The sequence below is a fragment of the Mesorhizobium sp. M7A.F.Ca.US.010.02.1.1 genome (assembly GCF_004023085.1).
In the GTDB taxonomy this organism is placed as follows: domain Bacteria; phylum Pseudomonadota; class Alphaproteobacteria; order Rhizobiales; family Rhizobiaceae; genus Mesorhizobium.
In genome coordinates, this window is sequence record NZ_RZRV01000001.1 from 391,561 (window position 1) to 405,790 (window position 14,230).

14 protein-coding genes are annotated in these 14,230 nt (G+C 60.7%); 10 read left to right on the top strand and 4 right to left on the bottom strand.

Translation table 11 applies throughout. From position 1 onward, the window contains the following. Window positions 1–7: 7 nt before the first annotated feature. A complete protein-coding gene (locus tag EOA19_RS01890) occupies window positions 8–397 on the bottom strand; it encodes a DUF427 domain-containing protein (protein ID WP_128302511.1) in 390 nt (129 codons plus the stop codon). A gap of 211 nt (window positions 398–608) precedes the next feature. Continuing rightward, the gene (locus EOA19_RS01895) at window positions 609–965 is read right to left on the bottom strand and encodes a hypothetical protein (protein WP_128302512.1); all 357 of its coding nucleotides are present in this window, start codon (window positions 963–965) and stop codon (window positions 609–611) included. 183 nt (window positions 966–1,148) lie between these two features. Between EOA19_RS01895 and EOA19_RS01900 the strand changes: the two genes are divergently transcribed. Together EOA19_RS01900 and EOA19_RS01905 are read left to right on the top strand one after the other, a co-directional pair. Then, window positions 1,149–2,777, top strand: coding sequence for a fatty-acid--CoA ligase (locus tag EOA19_RS01900; RefSeq protein WP_128302513.1), 1,629 nt, complete (start codon window positions 1,149–1,151; stop codon window positions 2,775–2,777). 80 nt (window positions 2,778–2,857) lie between these two features. Continuing rightward, entirely contained in the window at window positions 2,858–3,643 is a 786-nt protein-coding gene (locus EOA19_RS01905; protein ID WP_128302514.1) for a DUF1499 domain-containing protein, read from the top strand. A 13-nt stretch (window positions 3,644–3,656) separates the two neighbouring features. Here EOA19_RS01905 and EOA19_RS01910 read toward each other — a convergent pair whose 3' ends face one another. After that, complete coding sequence (locus tag EOA19_RS01910) at window positions 3,657–4,655, bottom strand: LacI family DNA-binding transcriptional regulator (RefSeq protein WP_128302515.1); 999 nt, start codon at window positions 4,653–4,655, stop codon at window positions 3,657–3,659. Between the two features lie 195 nt (window positions 4,656–4,850). Between EOA19_RS01910 and EOA19_RS01915 the strand changes: the two genes are divergently transcribed. Genes EOA19_RS01915 through EOA19_RS01935 form a run of 5 tightly spaced genes read left to right on the top strand, consistent with a single transcriptional unit; the run spans window position 4,851 to window position 9,559 of the window. Continuing rightward, window positions 4,851–5,891: an ABC transporter substrate-binding protein gene (locus tag EOA19_RS01915; RefSeq protein ID WP_023808560.1), complete on the top strand. Its 1,041-nt coding sequence runs from the start codon at window positions 4,851–4,853 to the stop codon at window positions 5,889–5,891. 27 nt (window positions 5,892–5,918) lie between these two features. Beyond that, window positions 5,919–6,956, top strand: coding sequence for an ABC transporter ATP-binding protein (locus tag EOA19_RS01920; RefSeq protein ID WP_128302533.1), 1,038 nt, complete (start codon window positions 5,919–5,921; stop codon window positions 6,954–6,956). Then, a complete protein-coding gene (locus EOA19_RS01925) occupies window positions 6,953–7,840 on the top strand; it encodes an ABC transporter permease (protein WP_023808558.1) in 888 nt (295 codons plus the stop codon). The genes EOA19_RS01920 and EOA19_RS01925 overlap by 4 nt, the downstream gene beginning before the upstream one ends. After that, window positions 7,833–8,624, top strand: coding sequence for an ABC transporter permease (locus EOA19_RS01930; protein ID WP_128302516.1), 792 nt, complete (start codon window positions 7,833–7,835; stop codon window positions 8,622–8,624). The genes EOA19_RS01925 and EOA19_RS01930 overlap by 8 nt, the downstream gene beginning before the upstream one ends. A gap of 14 nt (window positions 8,625–8,638) precedes the next feature. Then, window positions 8,639–9,559, top strand: a complete 921-nt coding sequence (locus EOA19_RS01935; protein ID WP_128302517.1) for a 5'-methylthioadenosine phosphorylase — start codon at window positions 8,639–8,641, stop codon at window positions 9,557–9,559. A 19-nt stretch (window positions 9,560–9,578) separates the two neighbouring features. On the opposite strand, the gene EOA19_RS01940 is transcribed toward EOA19_RS01935, so the two are convergent. After that, the gene (locus EOA19_RS01940) at window positions 9,579–10,505 is read right to left on the bottom strand and encodes an MBL fold metallo-hydrolase (RefSeq protein WP_128302518.1); all 927 of its coding nucleotides are present in this window, start codon (window positions 10,503–10,505) and stop codon (window positions 9,579–9,581) included. A 117-nt stretch (window positions 10,506–10,622) separates the two neighbouring features. Between EOA19_RS01940 and EOA19_RS01945 the strand changes: the two genes are divergently transcribed. From EOA19_RS01945 to EOA19_RS01955, 3 genes are all read left to right on the top strand, one after another. Next, window positions 10,623–11,213: a biotin transporter BioY gene (locus EOA19_RS01945; RefSeq protein WP_128302519.1), complete on the top strand. Its 591-nt coding sequence runs from the start codon at window positions 10,623–10,625 to the stop codon at window positions 11,211–11,213. 364 nt (window positions 11,214–11,577) lie between these two features. Next, window positions 11,578–12,855 (top strand): sugar transferase, encoded by a 1,278-nt coding sequence (locus tag EOA19_RS01950; RefSeq protein WP_245486024.1) that lies wholly within the window; start codon window positions 11,578–11,580, stop codon window positions 12,853–12,855. 43 nt (window positions 12,856–12,898) lie between these two features. Continuing rightward, a complete protein-coding gene (locus tag EOA19_RS01955; RefSeq protein WP_128302521.1) occupies window positions 12,899–14,173 on the top strand; it encodes a nucleotide sugar dehydrogenase in 1,275 nt (424 codons plus the stop codon). Window positions 14,174–14,230: the final 57 nt, after the last annotated feature.

Here is a 14,230-nt window from a genome sequence, read left to right on the forward strand (position 1 = left end):
CGTCGGCTCAGTCCGGTTTGGCTTCGATCGTGACCTTGCTGGCGTAGAATGCGCCGTGGTTGCGGATTTCAGCCATTTCGTCGAAAGGCCGCCCGTAGGCCCACATGGCGTTCTGGCCGGTCTCGCCGGCAGGCAGCACGCTCCAGTAGCTTGCTTCGCCCTTGTAGGGGCAATGGGTCGAGTGTTCGGTGCTGCTGAGCTTGCCGAAATCAATGTCGGCGAACGGAATGTAGAAGGCCGCGGGATAAGGGGCCTCGGTCAGCACCTTGGCGTTCGCTGATGAAGCGATGATCACGTCCCCGGCGCGCACCGTGACGGTGCCGGCATAGGGCTCGATGGTGATGACCTTGTCCGGGTTGCGCTGAAAACCGGGGGCGGGGTTGGCGATCTGATCCATGAGGGTCTCCTTGCTTCGACTTCCAAATGTGTCGTGCAAGGGCGTTGTTCAAGGCCTGCTGTCACCATGCAACACGCGAGCCTACCCAGGCCGATACCAACGGATCGTGCCTCCGAAATACTTGTCCGCTTGGAGCAATTCCGGGAAAAGTGTGAAAACGATTTTCCCGGGAAGACGCGCTTTCCCTTGAGAATTGCGTCAAACAGAACGGTCAGGCTGCGGTCCTGAACGCGTCCATGAGCCCGGCATAGGCGGCAGCGATCCCGGCGACCGGGTTGCTGCTTCTCGATACGGTCTCGACCTTCAAGGAACCGCCGCCGGTAGGCAAGGTGAGCAGTAGGAACTGGCGGTTTCCGCCATCGCCGACGGACGCGGCCGCGACGTGCTGGTCCTCGCCCTGATTCTGGACGCACATCTTGAACAGCAGCGTGCCGCCGACCGCTTCCAGCGCGCCGCCGACAACTTCAACAAATTCATCTTCGGAAACAGTCTTTGTGTCCGGCACCACATCGGCCAGACTTTCGGCAAGCGTACTCTCGAGAGCCTTGTCGTCGAGTTGCGCGTCCATGCGAACCTCTTTCAGTCGCCAATCGCACCCCTTTGCCCGTTAACGAAACTTAACGCCGACGATGGCCGCATTGTGGCGGTTTTCCACCAATGCGGCACTTGGTGGTGCTGGCGGCTGGACAATCGGCCGGTTCGCTCCACAATAGCCCGAAAAGCACAACGCAAAAGCGTGAGGGAGGACCGAATGCTGGGACTGATGCAGGAATGGCCGCTGCTTTGCCATAAGCTCATCGACAATGCCGAGCGGCAGCATGGCGTGCGCGAGATCGTGACGCGCTCGATCGAGGGGCCGATCGTGCGCACCACTTACGCCGACATCCATCGTCGTGCCCTGAAGGTCGCCCAGCGGCTGGAGCGCGACGGCTATGGGCTGGGCGACCGTATCGCGACGCTCGCCTGGAACACCGCACGCCATATCGAGGCCTGGTACGGCATCATGGGCATCGGCGCCATCTACCACACGCTCAATCCGCGGCTGTTTCCCGAGCAGATCGTGTGGATCATGAACCATGCCGAGGACAAGGCAGTCTTCGTCGACCTGACCTTCGTTCCGCTGCTCGAGAAAATCGCCGGCGCCGTAAAATCCCTGAAGCAGGTGATCGTGCTGACCGACAGGGCGCATATGCCGCCGACGACATTGCCCAACGCGGTCGCCTATGAAGATTGGCTTGACGAAGCGGATGGCGACTTCGCCTGGAAGACCTTCGACGAAAGCACCGCCGCCGGCATGTGTTACACGTCCGGGACCACGGGCGATCCCAAGGGCGTCGTCTACAGCCATCGTTCGAACGTGCTGCACGCCATGATCGCTGCCATGCCCGACGCCATGGGACTGTCGTCGCGCGATACGATCCTGCCTGTCGTGCCGATGTTTCACGCCAATGCCTGGGGCCTTGGTCAGAGCGGGCCGATGATCGGCGCCAAGCTGGTCATGCCCGGCTGCAAGATGGACGGCGCCTCGATCTATGAACTGCTCGACACCGAGAAGGTGACCTTCAGCGCCGCCGTGCCGACCGTCTGGATGATGCTGCTGCAGCATCTGGAGGAGACCGGCAAGAAGCTTCCCTATCTGAACAAGGTTGTCATCGGCGGCTCGTCCTGCCCGCGCGCGATCATGACCAAGTTTCAGCAGAACTACGATGTCCAGGTCATCCATGCCTGGGGCATGACCGAAATGTCGCCGCTCGGCACGCTGTGCACCCTGAAGCCGGACCATGCCGGTCTTGAGGGCGAAGCCCGGCTCGATGTCCAGCAGAAACAGGGCTATCCGCCGTTCGGCGTCGAAATGAAGGTGACCGACGACGACAACAACGAGCAGCCTTGGGACGGCAAGACTTTTGGCCGCCTGAAAGTGCGTGGGCCGGCCGTTGCCCGCGCCTACTATGGCGGCGCCGGCCCGGAACAGTTCGACGAGGATGGCTGGTTCGACACCGGCGACGTCGCTCACATCGACGCCGGTGGCTATATGCAGATCACCGATCGCGCCAAGGACGTCATCAAGTCCGGCGGCGAATGGATTTCGACCATCGACCTCGAGAATCTGGCTGTTGGCCATCCCGATGTCGGCGAGGCGGCAGCCATCGGCGTTCAGCATTCGAAATGGGGCGAACGGCCGCTGCTGGTCGTCGTCCGCAAACCGGGCAAGGAACCGACCAAGGCTGACATTCTCGACTTCATGGACGGCAAGGTGGCCAAATGGTGGATGCCGGACGATGTCGCTTTCGTCGGTGAAATTCCGCACACCGCCACCGGCAAGATCCAGAAGATCACCTTGCGCCAGCAATTCAAGGACTATCGCCTGCCGACGGATTGACGCGATGGTGCATGTTTCGGCTTCATGCCATCGCAAAAAGGCACTAAGTCTCCGTTCGGGTTGGGGCAGCACGGAAAACGATGGTTAGCATTCCTGAACGGCAAACGTCGAAGGCGGCCGGCTGGTCGCGGCGCACGGCCGCTTTTTCGTTGGTGCTGCTGCTGACGGTCTTCGTCGGCCATCGCTTCGATCTCGTCGAAACACCTGTCTTTCTGTGGGTGCTGGGCATTGTCGCGCTGCTGGCGGCGATGGCGCTGTTGTTTGCCGGGTTTGCCTTTTCGCGGCTCTGGAATTTCGGCGACCGCGGCGGTCGCGACCTGACGGTCGGCGCGCTGCTGGCACTGCTGGTGCTCGCACCCTATGGCGTCGCCGCCTACTGGGCGACGATCTATCCGCCGCTCAGGGATATCTCGACGGATTTCGACGAACCGCCGGCGCTCGACGTGAGCGACCGGACGAAGGACATGAACGTGCTCTCCCCATTGACGCCAGGTGAACAGCGGCTGCAGACCGACAGCTATCCGCTGGTCAGCGCACGCAGCTACGACCTGCCGTTCGAGACCGTCGTCAATGCCGTCGAAACCGTGCTCGACCGGCGCGACTGGGAGCTGTCGGAACCCTATCCCGATCTCGCCGGGCAAAGCGAGGTGACCATCACGGCCGTCGCCAAGGGCTTCGTGATCGGCCTTCCCGCCGATGTGGCGATCCGCGTGACGGACGATGGCGACACGGTCATCGTCGACATGCGGTCGGCATCCCGCTACGGCCGCTACGACCTCGGCGACAATGCCGCGCGCATCACCGAATTTCTCGCGGAACTCGACCAGGAAGTCGCCGGCCAGGTGGGCGCGGCTCCGGTCGAATGAGACCCAGGGGAGGCTATTCGCCAGGGTCGAACTCTCCTTTGAACAAGACTGTCGCGACCGGTCCAATCGGATTGGCGATCCGGCTCTCCAGGACTTCGACAAGTTTGCGTCCGACACCCGCTATGTCCACGAAATGAACGCCGATCTTCGCAGGCAGGAAGCGCGACAGCCGCGTGCTGTCCCGAGTGACAATGTGGATGTCACTCCCTGGCGCGAGACCTCTTCTACCGAGAGCGTGTAATGCCCCCAGAAGGCCCAGTTCGTTGGCGCATGCCAAGCCCGTCGGCGGATCTGACCAGGCCAGCATGCGATCGAACCAGGCTGCGCTCGATTCCATGGTGAACATTCCATGACCGATCAGCGACTGGTCGATCGGAATACCAGCCTCGGCCATTGCCCTTCCATACCCGGAAAGACGCATGGCACTCGCCTGGTCGCCCGGAACGAGAAGTTGCAGCGCAATGCGTCGGCAGCCCTTGTCCATGAGCCGCCGGGTCGCCTCGTAGGCAATCTGTTCATTGTCGATGTCGACATAAGGATATGCTGTATCCAGGTCAGTTCTTCCAAACGCGACGAATGGCATGCCTCTATCCAGCAATAGCTTAACGCGCGGATCACCCGAGACCATGCGTGTGATAATCAGTCCGTCTGTGCTGCCCGCCTGAAGCTGTCGCTGCACACTCTCGATGGGATCATCATCGGGCGTGGTGGAGTAGATGGATAGGCTATAACCCGCTTGCCGCGCCGCCAGCGTCATGCCTTCGATTAACGGAAGCTTCAACAGATCGGACAGATGATCTTGTGTTTCCATCGGGTATATTGCTGTCATCGTCAGCGTGCGGCCAGTTTTGAGCGCGAAGCCATGATGATTTGGCACATAGCCGACCCGCTGCGCCACTTCCTTGACGCGAGCGATGGTGGCGGGATGAACCTCCGGCCCATCCTTCAGCGCGCGGGATACCGTGGTGACCGAAAGGGAAAGTTCCGCCGCGATCTGTTTCAGGTTGGTCATGTCGCCCGACCTCATTTGCGAAAGCGCCGGCTGATTTGCTGACTTCCACTACGTGACCGAATTCCACCTCACGGTCAATCCAAGCTCTCGCTAAAGCAGCTTGACTCTCCTGCAATTGGATGCAATCGTAACGTTACGATTGTCAAGAATTGGCCATTTTGAGCGCGTCTCAACAAATTCTAGGGAGGAGAACCTATGTCTTGGTTACGCATTTCCTTGACGGCATTAGCATTCTCGGCCGCCGTGCCGGTCTATGCCCAATCAGTCACCATCACGACCGCGGGCGGCGATTATGGCAACGCCATGAAGGAAGCCATGTGGGCCCCCGCTGCAAAAGAGCTTGGCTATGATGTCCGCGAGGAGACCCTCAGCGACGGCTTGGCCGCCCTGAAGATGCAGGTCACGTCGGGCGCGGTCACAACCGACGTCATTCACCTGGGCTCACCGGAGGGCGCGCAGGCCGCCGCACAGTCGCTGCTGGAGCCGCTCGACTACAAGATCATCGATCCAAAGGCCGTGCCGGATGGCGCAAAGTCCGACTACTGCTATCCGTTCGACTCCTATGGCACCGTCATGTCCTGGAACACCAAGACCTATGGCGAGAACCCGCCAAAGACATGGGCGGAGTTCTGGGATGTTGCCAAATTTCCGGGCCGTCGCGCCCTCCGCGCCAATGCACAGGACTCGATCGAGATCGCGCTGCTCTCGGACGGCGTAGCACCGGCCGACGTGTATTCCGTGCTCAGCACGCCGGAGGGCCTGGATCGCGCGATCAAGCGGCTTGAAGCGATCAAACCAAATGTCGCGGTGTGGTGGACTTCGGGAGCTCAGTCCGCGCAGTTGCTGAAAGATGGCGAGGCGGATTTGGTCGTTACCTGGAACGGGCGGGCCCAAACCGTGAAAGCGGATGGCGGCGCGGTCGATTACACGTTCAAGGGTTCAGTCATCGGTACGGATTGCCTCGGGGTACCGAAGGGGGCGCCGAACAAGGAAGCGGCCATGAAACTCATCGCGGCGATGACACAGCCCGCGCGCGTGGCGAAGCTGACCGATTTCATCGCTTATGGCCCGGTCAATCCTGCTGGCTATGAGGGTGGCCTTATTCCCGAGGACCGTCTGAAGACCCTTGCGACCGCGCCTGAAAATGCCGGCACTTCGGTGTTTTCGAATGCGGACTGGTGGGTCAAGAATGGCGAAGCTGCTCAAAAAACCTTCGATGAGATGATGGCCCGCTGAGTCTCAGCTTTAAGGCTGAAGCACATGATGAAGTCGCTCCCGATCACCATCGACAGCGTGCGCAAGACCTACGGATCTTACGTCGCGCTGGACGATGTCTCGCTCGACATTCAGGCTGGCGAATTTCTCACGCTCTTGGGGCCGTCCGGATCGGGCAAGACCACGCTGCTCATGGCTTTGGCCGGATTTGTCCGGCCCGATTCCGGTAAACTTTTGTTGGACGATCGGGACATTACCCGCCTGGCCCCCAACAAGCGCGACATCGGCATAGTCTTCCAGAACTACGCCCTGTTTCCCCACATGAACGTTCTGGCAAATGTCGAGTATCCGTTGGTGCTGCGCAAGACGCCGAAAGCCGAGGCCCGCCAGAGGGCACTCGACACTTTGGCCCGCGTGAAGCTTGAAGGTTTGGCGGAGCGCAACATTGCCGCATTGTCCGGCGGCCAGCGCCAGCGGGTGGCGTTGGCGCGGGCGATCGTCTTTGAGCCACGCGTGATGCTGATGGACGAGCCGTTGTCGGCGCTCGACAAGAACCTGCGCGAAACCATGCAGTACGAGATCCGGCGTCTGCACGATGATCTGGGGATCACCACCATCTATGTGACGCATGACCAGCGCGAAGCGCTAATCATGTCCGACAGGATCGCGGTGATGAATTCCGGCCGCATCCAGCAGATCGATACGCCACAGCGGATCTATGATCGTCCATCGACCCGCTTCGTCGCGGAGTTCATGGGCGAGGCCAACATTGTGGCCCCGGGCTCGGCGCGCAGAATAGACGGCGCCGATGCGTCACGCGAAGCTCTGATGATCCGCGCGGAATGCTTCCATCTTGATGCGAAGCTCGTCGGGCCAGACGGGGTGGCCCTTGAGGGAACGCTGCGCGCCAAGGCGTTTCGTGGCGAGAACTGGCTTTTGACGCTGGCGCTTGACGGCGGGCAAGAGATACTTGTCTGCATTCCGGCGGCGCTGGCCAGCGGCTGCGCCGAACTAGCCGCCGGTCAGCGGGTGACCGCCTATGCACCAGCAGCGAAAGTTCACGCGATACCGGGAGTGGTAGCGTGACCGTCCTTGCCGATCCTGCGCTCGCGGCAGACGCGCGACGCGAGCGGCGGTTCTTCCTCTCGCTTTCACTGCCTGCGCTGTTCATCGTCGGACTGGCGGCGATACTGCCTATCCTATGGATCATCCGGCAATCCTTCCTGACCACGGGGGGCGAGTACACCGTCGGCAACTACGAGAAGGTGCTTTCGAGCGGGCTGACATGGTCGGCACTGGTCACAACCCTTGAACTGTCTCTGGGCACGCTGGCGATCTGCATTCTTCTCGGTACTCCCCTGGCGCTCGCCCTGGCCAGCGCCAGACCAAGGGTGGCCAATTTGCTGATGGCCTTCGTCATGCTGCCGTTGTGGACCTCCATTCTGGTGCGCACCTATGGCTGGCTCGTGCTGTTGCGGCGCGATGGCCTGATCAACGCAACTTTGACGGGTTCAGGCCTGACAGCTGAGCCATTGCCGCTGGTCTACAATTTCACGGGAACGCTGATCGGCATGGTTCACTACATGCTGCCGCTTTTTCTGCTGCCCGTTTATGCGGCGATGCGCGATATCGATGCAAACCTCGTCCGCGCGTCGGCGAGCATGGGCGCCACTCTCGGGCAAACGATCCGCACGGTCATCCTGCCGCTTTCGGCCGGCGGCATCTTCTCGGGTTCGATCATCGTCTTCATTTACACCATAGGGTTCTTCATCACGCCCGCGGTGCTTGGCGGCGGCAAGGTAAATCCCCTTTCCACCCGGATCGAGCGCACGCTATCGACCTTCCAGGATTGGGGCTCGGCGAGCGTCCTGGGCATTCTGCTCCTCGTTCTTATGGCGTTGGTGGGGGTGATGTTCCTGGCTGCGCGGCGGCTCATTGCCGGACGCAGCATCGGCACAGCCCATGCTTGAAGCCTATCCAGACAGCAGGCTGGCCCGCATCCTCCTGTGGAGCTTTTGTGCGCTCGTTATGGCGTTCCTGATGCTGCCGACGCTCGTCGTCGTCCCGCTCTCCTTTTCGGCGTCCAATCTTCTCGAGTTCCCACCGCGCGCATACTCGTTGCGCTGGTACGAGACTTTCTTCGGTTCGGCGACATGGATGGCCGCACTCAGGACGAGCCTGATCCTCGGCACATTGACAGCGATGATCACAGTGCCGCTGGGGCTTCTGGCCGGCATCTCGATCAACCGGCTCGGCGGAAAGGCCGCCGTAACCATTCAGGGCGTTCTGCTCACCCCGTCCATTGTGCCGGGGATCCTGCTCGCGATCGGTCTCTTCTTTGTTCTGGCGGCGCAACGTCTTGTCGGAACGCTGTTCGGTGTCCTGGTCGGACATGTGGTACTAGCCATTCCGGTCGCGTGCATTGTGTTGTTGCCCGCCTTGGCCCGCTTTGACTGGAACCAGGTTCAGGCGGCGCGCAGCCTGGGCGCAAACTGGGCGAGAGCCATTGGCGGAATAATTGTCCCCCAACTTCAGATCAGTCTGTTGTCGGCCACACTGATGGCCTTCCTGACCTCGCTAGACGAATCCGTCATTTCGATCTTCGTCGCGAGTGGTCAAAACAGCACGCTGCCGAAGCTCATGTTCCTGTCGCTGCGCGATCAGATCGACCCGACCATCGCGGCGATTTCGACCTTGTGGACCGTCATCGTCGTGGTCGTTGTCCTGGTCGTGACCCTTCGCCAAAAATCCTGAGCGAGACTGAAAACATGCCCAACAATCATCATGCAGCCGACGATCTGGCCGATCATTCAACGGACATACCCCAAGTGGGGTTGGCGATCATCACCGGATCGGCGAATTGGGGTCTCGCCTTTCCGGAAGATGTCGAAGTTGATGGCGTCCGCACCTTGCAGCGAGACATGAGTTTCCAAACGCCTTTCGGTCCCAGCGACAATTGGAAGCTGCTCGAATTCGATGCATCTATTACCGTCGAGGGCAAAACGAAACGTGCCCTGTGCATGTATTCGCACGGCAATCCCCGAGACCATATCGACCATTCCTGTCATCGCCGCGCGTTCTGGGTGTTGATGAGTGCGGGTGTAAAGCAGATTCTCTCCTGCTCGACCATTGGCGCCGTCAACAAGGCTATCAAGCCCGGCGACATGGTGGTGAACGCCGATATCCTCGAACTGACGCAGACCCCGTTTTCACTGCTTCCCGGCCGCCAGAGCTTCGACTGCTCGGGCAAGCAGATCGTATGTCCAAGATGTGCGGCATTGTTGGCCGAGACCGCCCGGCGCCATTGGCCAGCCGAATGCCGCGTCCATGGCATCGAGCAGCAGTTGGTGGCTGCCCACTGCTACGGGCCGCGACTGACAACTCCCGCCGAAGCTCTGGCATATCGAAACATGGGAGCGGACGTGCTCAACCACTCGATCGCCCCTGAGGCCACCTTATCGCGCGAGATCGGCGCCTGTTTCGTGCCCCTGGCGTTCGTCACGGCCGGTTTCAACGACTATATGGACCGCGAGCGCCAGAAATTGCTGCAGGAGCACGTGCTGCCGAGCCTCTCTATGACAGCCTCGCGGGTTGCGCTGGAGACCGCGGCACGTCTTCCAACGGATCCCGAATGCTCTTGCCAGGGCTTGAAGTCGCCTCAGCCAGCAGAGCGCTCCAGCCGGTTCTAGAGCGAATGGCGCCGATAGCCTATCCGGCCGGCGTGAAAATGCCGTCGATGGCCGGTGCGGCATCGGTCACAACCAGGCCGCGCGCCGTCAGATCCTCGAGATGGGCAAGCACCGACAATCCGGCGGCACCATGCAGCCGCGGGTCGGTGTCCCTGTAGATCGCCTTGACCATGTCCACGATCGTCCGGTCGCCTTCTCTGACCCGCTCCAGTATGGCGCGCTCGCGCATCTTGCGATGCGTCTTCAACCCGCGCATGAAAGCGCGCGGTGCCGTCACCGGCCCGCCATGTCCGGGCAACAGCAAGCGGTCCCCGCGTTCGATCAAGCGATCCAGCGAGGCCATGTAGTCGGCCATCGCTCCATCCGGCGGGGCGACGATGGAGGTTGCCCAGGCCATGACATGATCGGCCGAAAACAGGATGCCGGTTCCCTCCAGCGCGCCAATTCTTTCCAGCGCGAATGCCGCATGATTGGCGGTGTGGCCCGGGGTCAGAACCGTCCTGATCGACCAGCCGTCGCCGTCGACCACCTCGCCGTCGGGCAGGGCGACATCAGGGACGAAAGCCGTGTCGGCACTGGCGTCGAGCGCATTGGTCTCGCCGATATGCAGGGCTCTTGCCGGCCGGTGCGGCCCCTCTGCCAGCACGAGGGCGCCGGTGCGCTCTTTCAGCCGGGCCGCCAGCGGGGAGTGGTCGCGATGCGTATGGCTGACGAAGATATGGCTGACCGGCCGGTCTGCGATCACGCCGAGCAGGGTCCGCAGATGCGCCTCGTCATCCGGCCCCGGATCGATCACCGCCAGCGTATCGCGGCCAATTATGTAGCTGTTGGTGCCGTGAAAGGTGAAAGGGCTTGGATTGCGGGCCGTGATGCGCTGGACATCGGGCGCGACGTTCACCCCCTGGCCATAGAAGGGGTCGAAGCCGGTATCGAATTTCAGTGCCATGCATCGGTGCCTTGTTTCGGGAAACGGCAAAACCGATTGCCGCATAACACGCAAGCCAATATAGGAGGATGTGAGGCCGCGAACATCGGTGTGCGGCAATCGGATTGGGGAAATACCATGGCAATTGCAACTACGATGCGTCCGCTTGTTTCTCTGGCTCTGCCGCAAAATGGCGCGGCGCGGCTGGCAACGCAGCTTTTCCTGGCCATCGCCGGAACGCTTGTGCTGACCCTGTCGGCCAAGACCAAGGTTATGCTCGGGCCGGTCGACATTTCGATGCAGACGCTGGCCGTGCTGCTGATCGCCGCCGCCTTCGGCATGCGTCTCGGCGTCGCCACCCTGCTGCTCTACATGGCCGAGGGCGCCATGGGCTTCCCCGTCTTCCAGAGCACGCCTGAAAAGGGCATCGGCATTGCCTACATGCTCGGCTCGACCGGCGGTTATCTCGCCGGCTTCGTGGTCATGGCGGCCATTGTCGGCTGGGCGGCGGATCGCGGTTGGGACCGCCATCCGATCAAGCTTTTCAACGCCATGCTGGTTGCCGAAGTCGTCATGATGGCAATGGGCTTTGCCTGGCTGGCGCTGCTCATCGGTCCGGAAAAGTCGTGGCAGTTCGGCGTCGTGCCGTTCATCGTCGGCGACCTGATCAAGGTGGCTCTGGCGGCAAGCCTGGTGCCGGCCGTCTGGACGCTGCTCAAGCGCGGCTGAAGCGCGCGATCGAAGAAACGGCCAGGGGCAATCAAGCCACTGGCCGGAGCGGCGTGACTGGCCGATTTCCGGTCTGGTGTCCGCCAACCTCGATAGATTGTCGGTTATATCGCCCTAGACGCTGCGACATCTTCAGTAATGATCATCAAGCCGCTTTATTAGCCTAGGCTTTTCAATTCCCGAACTGTTGACCTAAGAAATAGATGCTTGCTGGCGCAGCCGCGCTGTCGTAGCTCTTGGTCTTCGACTGTATCGAATCGCCGGGGGGCGAGACGTCCGATTCGTTGTTGTGAGCGATTAGGTCAGATGCACTATCGCGCTGGTCTGTCGCCGACACGGCAGCTTTGGGGAAGGGGGGAAGACGTTGAATGTCGCAGCGTCGACTATTGTCGGAAGCCGGCATTTCCTGTTCAGGATTCGGTTTCAACTGCTTGGCGGACTGACATTCGCGATTTTTGCGCCGGCGATCATCCGGATTGTCTTCAATCCTGAATTTATCTATTCGGCCAGTCTTCAGGTCACGGTGGCCGCTGCGGTCATCGCGCACCTTGTGGGCTTCTTGTCCTATCGCCGCATCGGAAATTTCCCGGGCGTGGCCGCGGCAAGTTACATCTTGCCGACATTTGCCCTGTCCTATGGGGCTGTTTTCCTGACCATCTTCTTTTTTCGGTTCGAGTACAGCCGGTTTCAAGCCGCCGCCAGTTTCACGCAGTCCACGCTCTGGTATTTCGGCCTGAGCCTGTTGACGCGGCGCCTCGATCCGTACCGGCTCGTCGTGATTCCCGGCGGAGATGTCGAGCGCCTCAAGACGTTACCGGGTGTGCATTGGTTTTGGATCAAGTCGACCAGTACGATAATCGAAAGAGCCAGCGGCGTGGTCGTTGATCTGCGTGCCGATCTTGGCGCGGAATGGGAACGATACATCGCGGATCGGGCCCTTTCGGGAACGCCCGTATACCACGTCAAGCAGGTCAGCGAGTCGCTGACCGGGCGGGTCGAGATCGAGCACCTGTCGGAAAACACGCTTGGTTCACTCAATCCGAACCAAGCCTATCTCAAGATCAAGCAGGCAGCCGACTGGGTCTCGGCACTTGTCTTGATTATCGTTCTTTCCCCGGTTCTGGCGTTGATAGCGCTGCTGATCCGGCTGGATTCCGAGGGTCCCGCGCTGTTTCGCCAGCAGCGCATGGGCTACCGGGGCAAGATCTGCACGGTCTACAAGTTTCGCTCGATGCGCCAGCACTCTGACGCCGGCAGCGACAAGGAGAGGGCGATCACCAGGCGCGATGATGATCGCATCACCCGAGTCGGGCGTTTCCTGCGAAAATCCAGGATCGACGAACTGCCGCAGGTCATCAACATCCTGCGTGGCGAAATGAGTTGGATCGGACCGCGACCGGAAGCTGTCGTGCTGTCACAGTGGTACGAGGCTGAGCTGCCATTCTATCGCTACAGGCATATCGTCAGGCCAGGCATAAGTGGGTGGGCACAAGTAAATCAGGGGCATGTGGCTGCCGTCGATGACGTTATGGAAAAATTGCACTATGATTTCTATTACATAAAGAACTTTTCGCCTTGGCTGGACGTTTTGATAACCCTCAAGACAATGAAAACGATGCTTACCGGCTTTGGTGCGCGATAACCAATGCGAAGCATGGCTCTGGAATAGCAAGCGCAGGAAGCAGATGGATCTCGCCTCCAGGAAAATAGCGATCATCGGGCTTGGCTATGTCGGCCTGCCGCTGGCGGTCGCTTTTGGCGCCACCAGGGATGTCGTCGGGTTCGACATCGACCAGTCGAGGGTGGACGCGCTGAGGCGTGGTGACGATCATACGCTGGAAGCCAGCAGTGATGAGATCAGTGCTGCGTCGCGGCTGACATTCACCACAGACAAGGCCGATCTGCGCGATTGCGGGATTTTCATCGTCACGGTGCCGACGCCGATCGACAGGGCCAACCGTCCGGATCTGAAACCGTTGATCATGGCATCGACTTTGGTCGGTGAGGTCATATCGCCAGGCGCGGTGGTGATCTTCGAATCGACGGTCTACCCCGGCTGCACGGAAGAGGTGTGCGCGCCGCTGATCGAGAAACATTCGGGCCTGCGCTACAATGAGGGGTTCTTCCTCGGCTACAGTCCCGAGCGCATCAATCCGGGCGACCGCGAGCATCGGTTGCAGACGATCGTCAAGGTCACCAGCGGCTCGACGCCGGAAGCGGCCGAAGGTATCGATGCGCTCTATGCCTCGATCGTGCCGGCAGGCACACACCGTACCTCGAGCATTGCGGTCGCCGAAGCGGCCAAGGTCATCGAGAACACTCAGCGCGACCTCAACATCGCGCTGATGAACGAGCTGTCGCTTATCTTCGGCAAGCTCGGCATCGACACGTCCGAAGTGCTGGAAGCCGCCGGCACCAAATGGAATTTCCTGCGCTTCACGCCGGGTCTCGTCGGCGGCCACTGCATCGGGGTCGATCCCTACTATCTCACCCACAAGGCCCAGGAACTCGGCTATCATCCGGAGGTGATTCTTGCCGGCCGCCGTATCAATGACGGCATGGGTCAGCACGCGGCGGATCAGACGGCCCGCCTGATGATGCGCAAGGGAATACCTGTCGTTGGCAGCCGGATTCTGGTGATGGGCGCGGCCTTCAAGGAAAATTGTCCGGACCTGAGGAATTCCAAGGTCGCCGATATCGTTGCCCAACTGAAGGAATACAATGCCGGCATCGACATATGGGACCCCTGGGTCAACGCGCAGGAATGCGCGCGTGCCTTCGGCATAGCCAGCATGAAGGACATTCCCGATCAGCGCTATGACGGCGTTATCGTGGCCGTCGGCCACTGGCAGTTCCGCGCGCTGGGCGTCGACGGCCTGCAGGCGCTTTGCAAGACCCCGGGCGTCATCTACGACATCAAGGGTCTGTTCCCCAGGCATGTTACGGATGGGCGCTTCTGATGAGGGTTCTGGTCACCGGCGCGGCCGGCTTCATAGGGTATCACGTAGCCAAGCGGC

Bases quoted from the DNA above. Each gene is read 5' to 3' on its own strand.
- EOA19_RS01890 (WP_128302511.1), bottom strand. From the start codon at position 397: ATGGATCAGATCGCCAACCCCGCCCCCGGTTTTCAGCGCAACCCGGAC.
- EOA19_RS01895 (WP_128302512.1), bottom strand. From the start codon at position 965: ATGGACGCGCAACTCGACGACAAGGCTCTCGAGAGTACGCTTGCCGAA.
- EOA19_RS01900 (WP_128302513.1), top strand. From the start codon at position 1,149: ATGCTGGGACTGATGCAGGAATGGCCGCTGCTTTGCCATAAGCTCATC.
- EOA19_RS01905 (WP_128302514.1), top strand. From the start codon at position 2,858: ATGGTTAGCATTCCTGAACGGCAAACGTCGAAGGCGGCCGGCTGGTCG.
- EOA19_RS01910 (WP_128302515.1), bottom strand. From the start codon at position 4,655: ATGACCAACCTGAAACAGATCGCGGCGGAACTTTCCCTTTCGGTCACC.
- EOA19_RS01915 (WP_023808560.1), top strand. From the start codon at position 4,851: ATGTCTTGGTTACGCATTTCCTTGACGGCATTAGCATTCTCGGCCGCC.
- EOA19_RS01920 (WP_128302533.1), top strand. From the start codon at position 5,919: ATGAAGTCGCTCCCGATCACCATCGACAGCGTGCGCAAGACCTACGGA.
- EOA19_RS01930 (WP_128302516.1), top strand. From the start codon at position 7,833: ATGCTTGAAGCCTATCCAGACAGCAGGCTGGCCCGCATCCTCCTGTGG.
- EOA19_RS01935 (WP_128302517.1), top strand. From the start codon at position 8,639: ATGCCCAACAATCATCATGCAGCCGACGATCTGGCCGATCATTCAACG.
- EOA19_RS01940 (WP_128302518.1), bottom strand. From the start codon at position 10,505: ATGGCACTGAAATTCGATACCGGCTTCGACCCCTTCTATGGCCAGGGG.
- EOA19_RS01945 (WP_128302519.1), top strand. From the start codon at position 10,623: ATGGCAATTGCAACTACGATGCGTCCGCTTGTTTCTCTGGCTCTGCCG.
- EOA19_RS01955 (WP_128302521.1), top strand. From the start codon at position 12,899: ATGGATCTCGCCTCCAGGAAAATAGCGATCATCGGGCTTGGCTATGTC.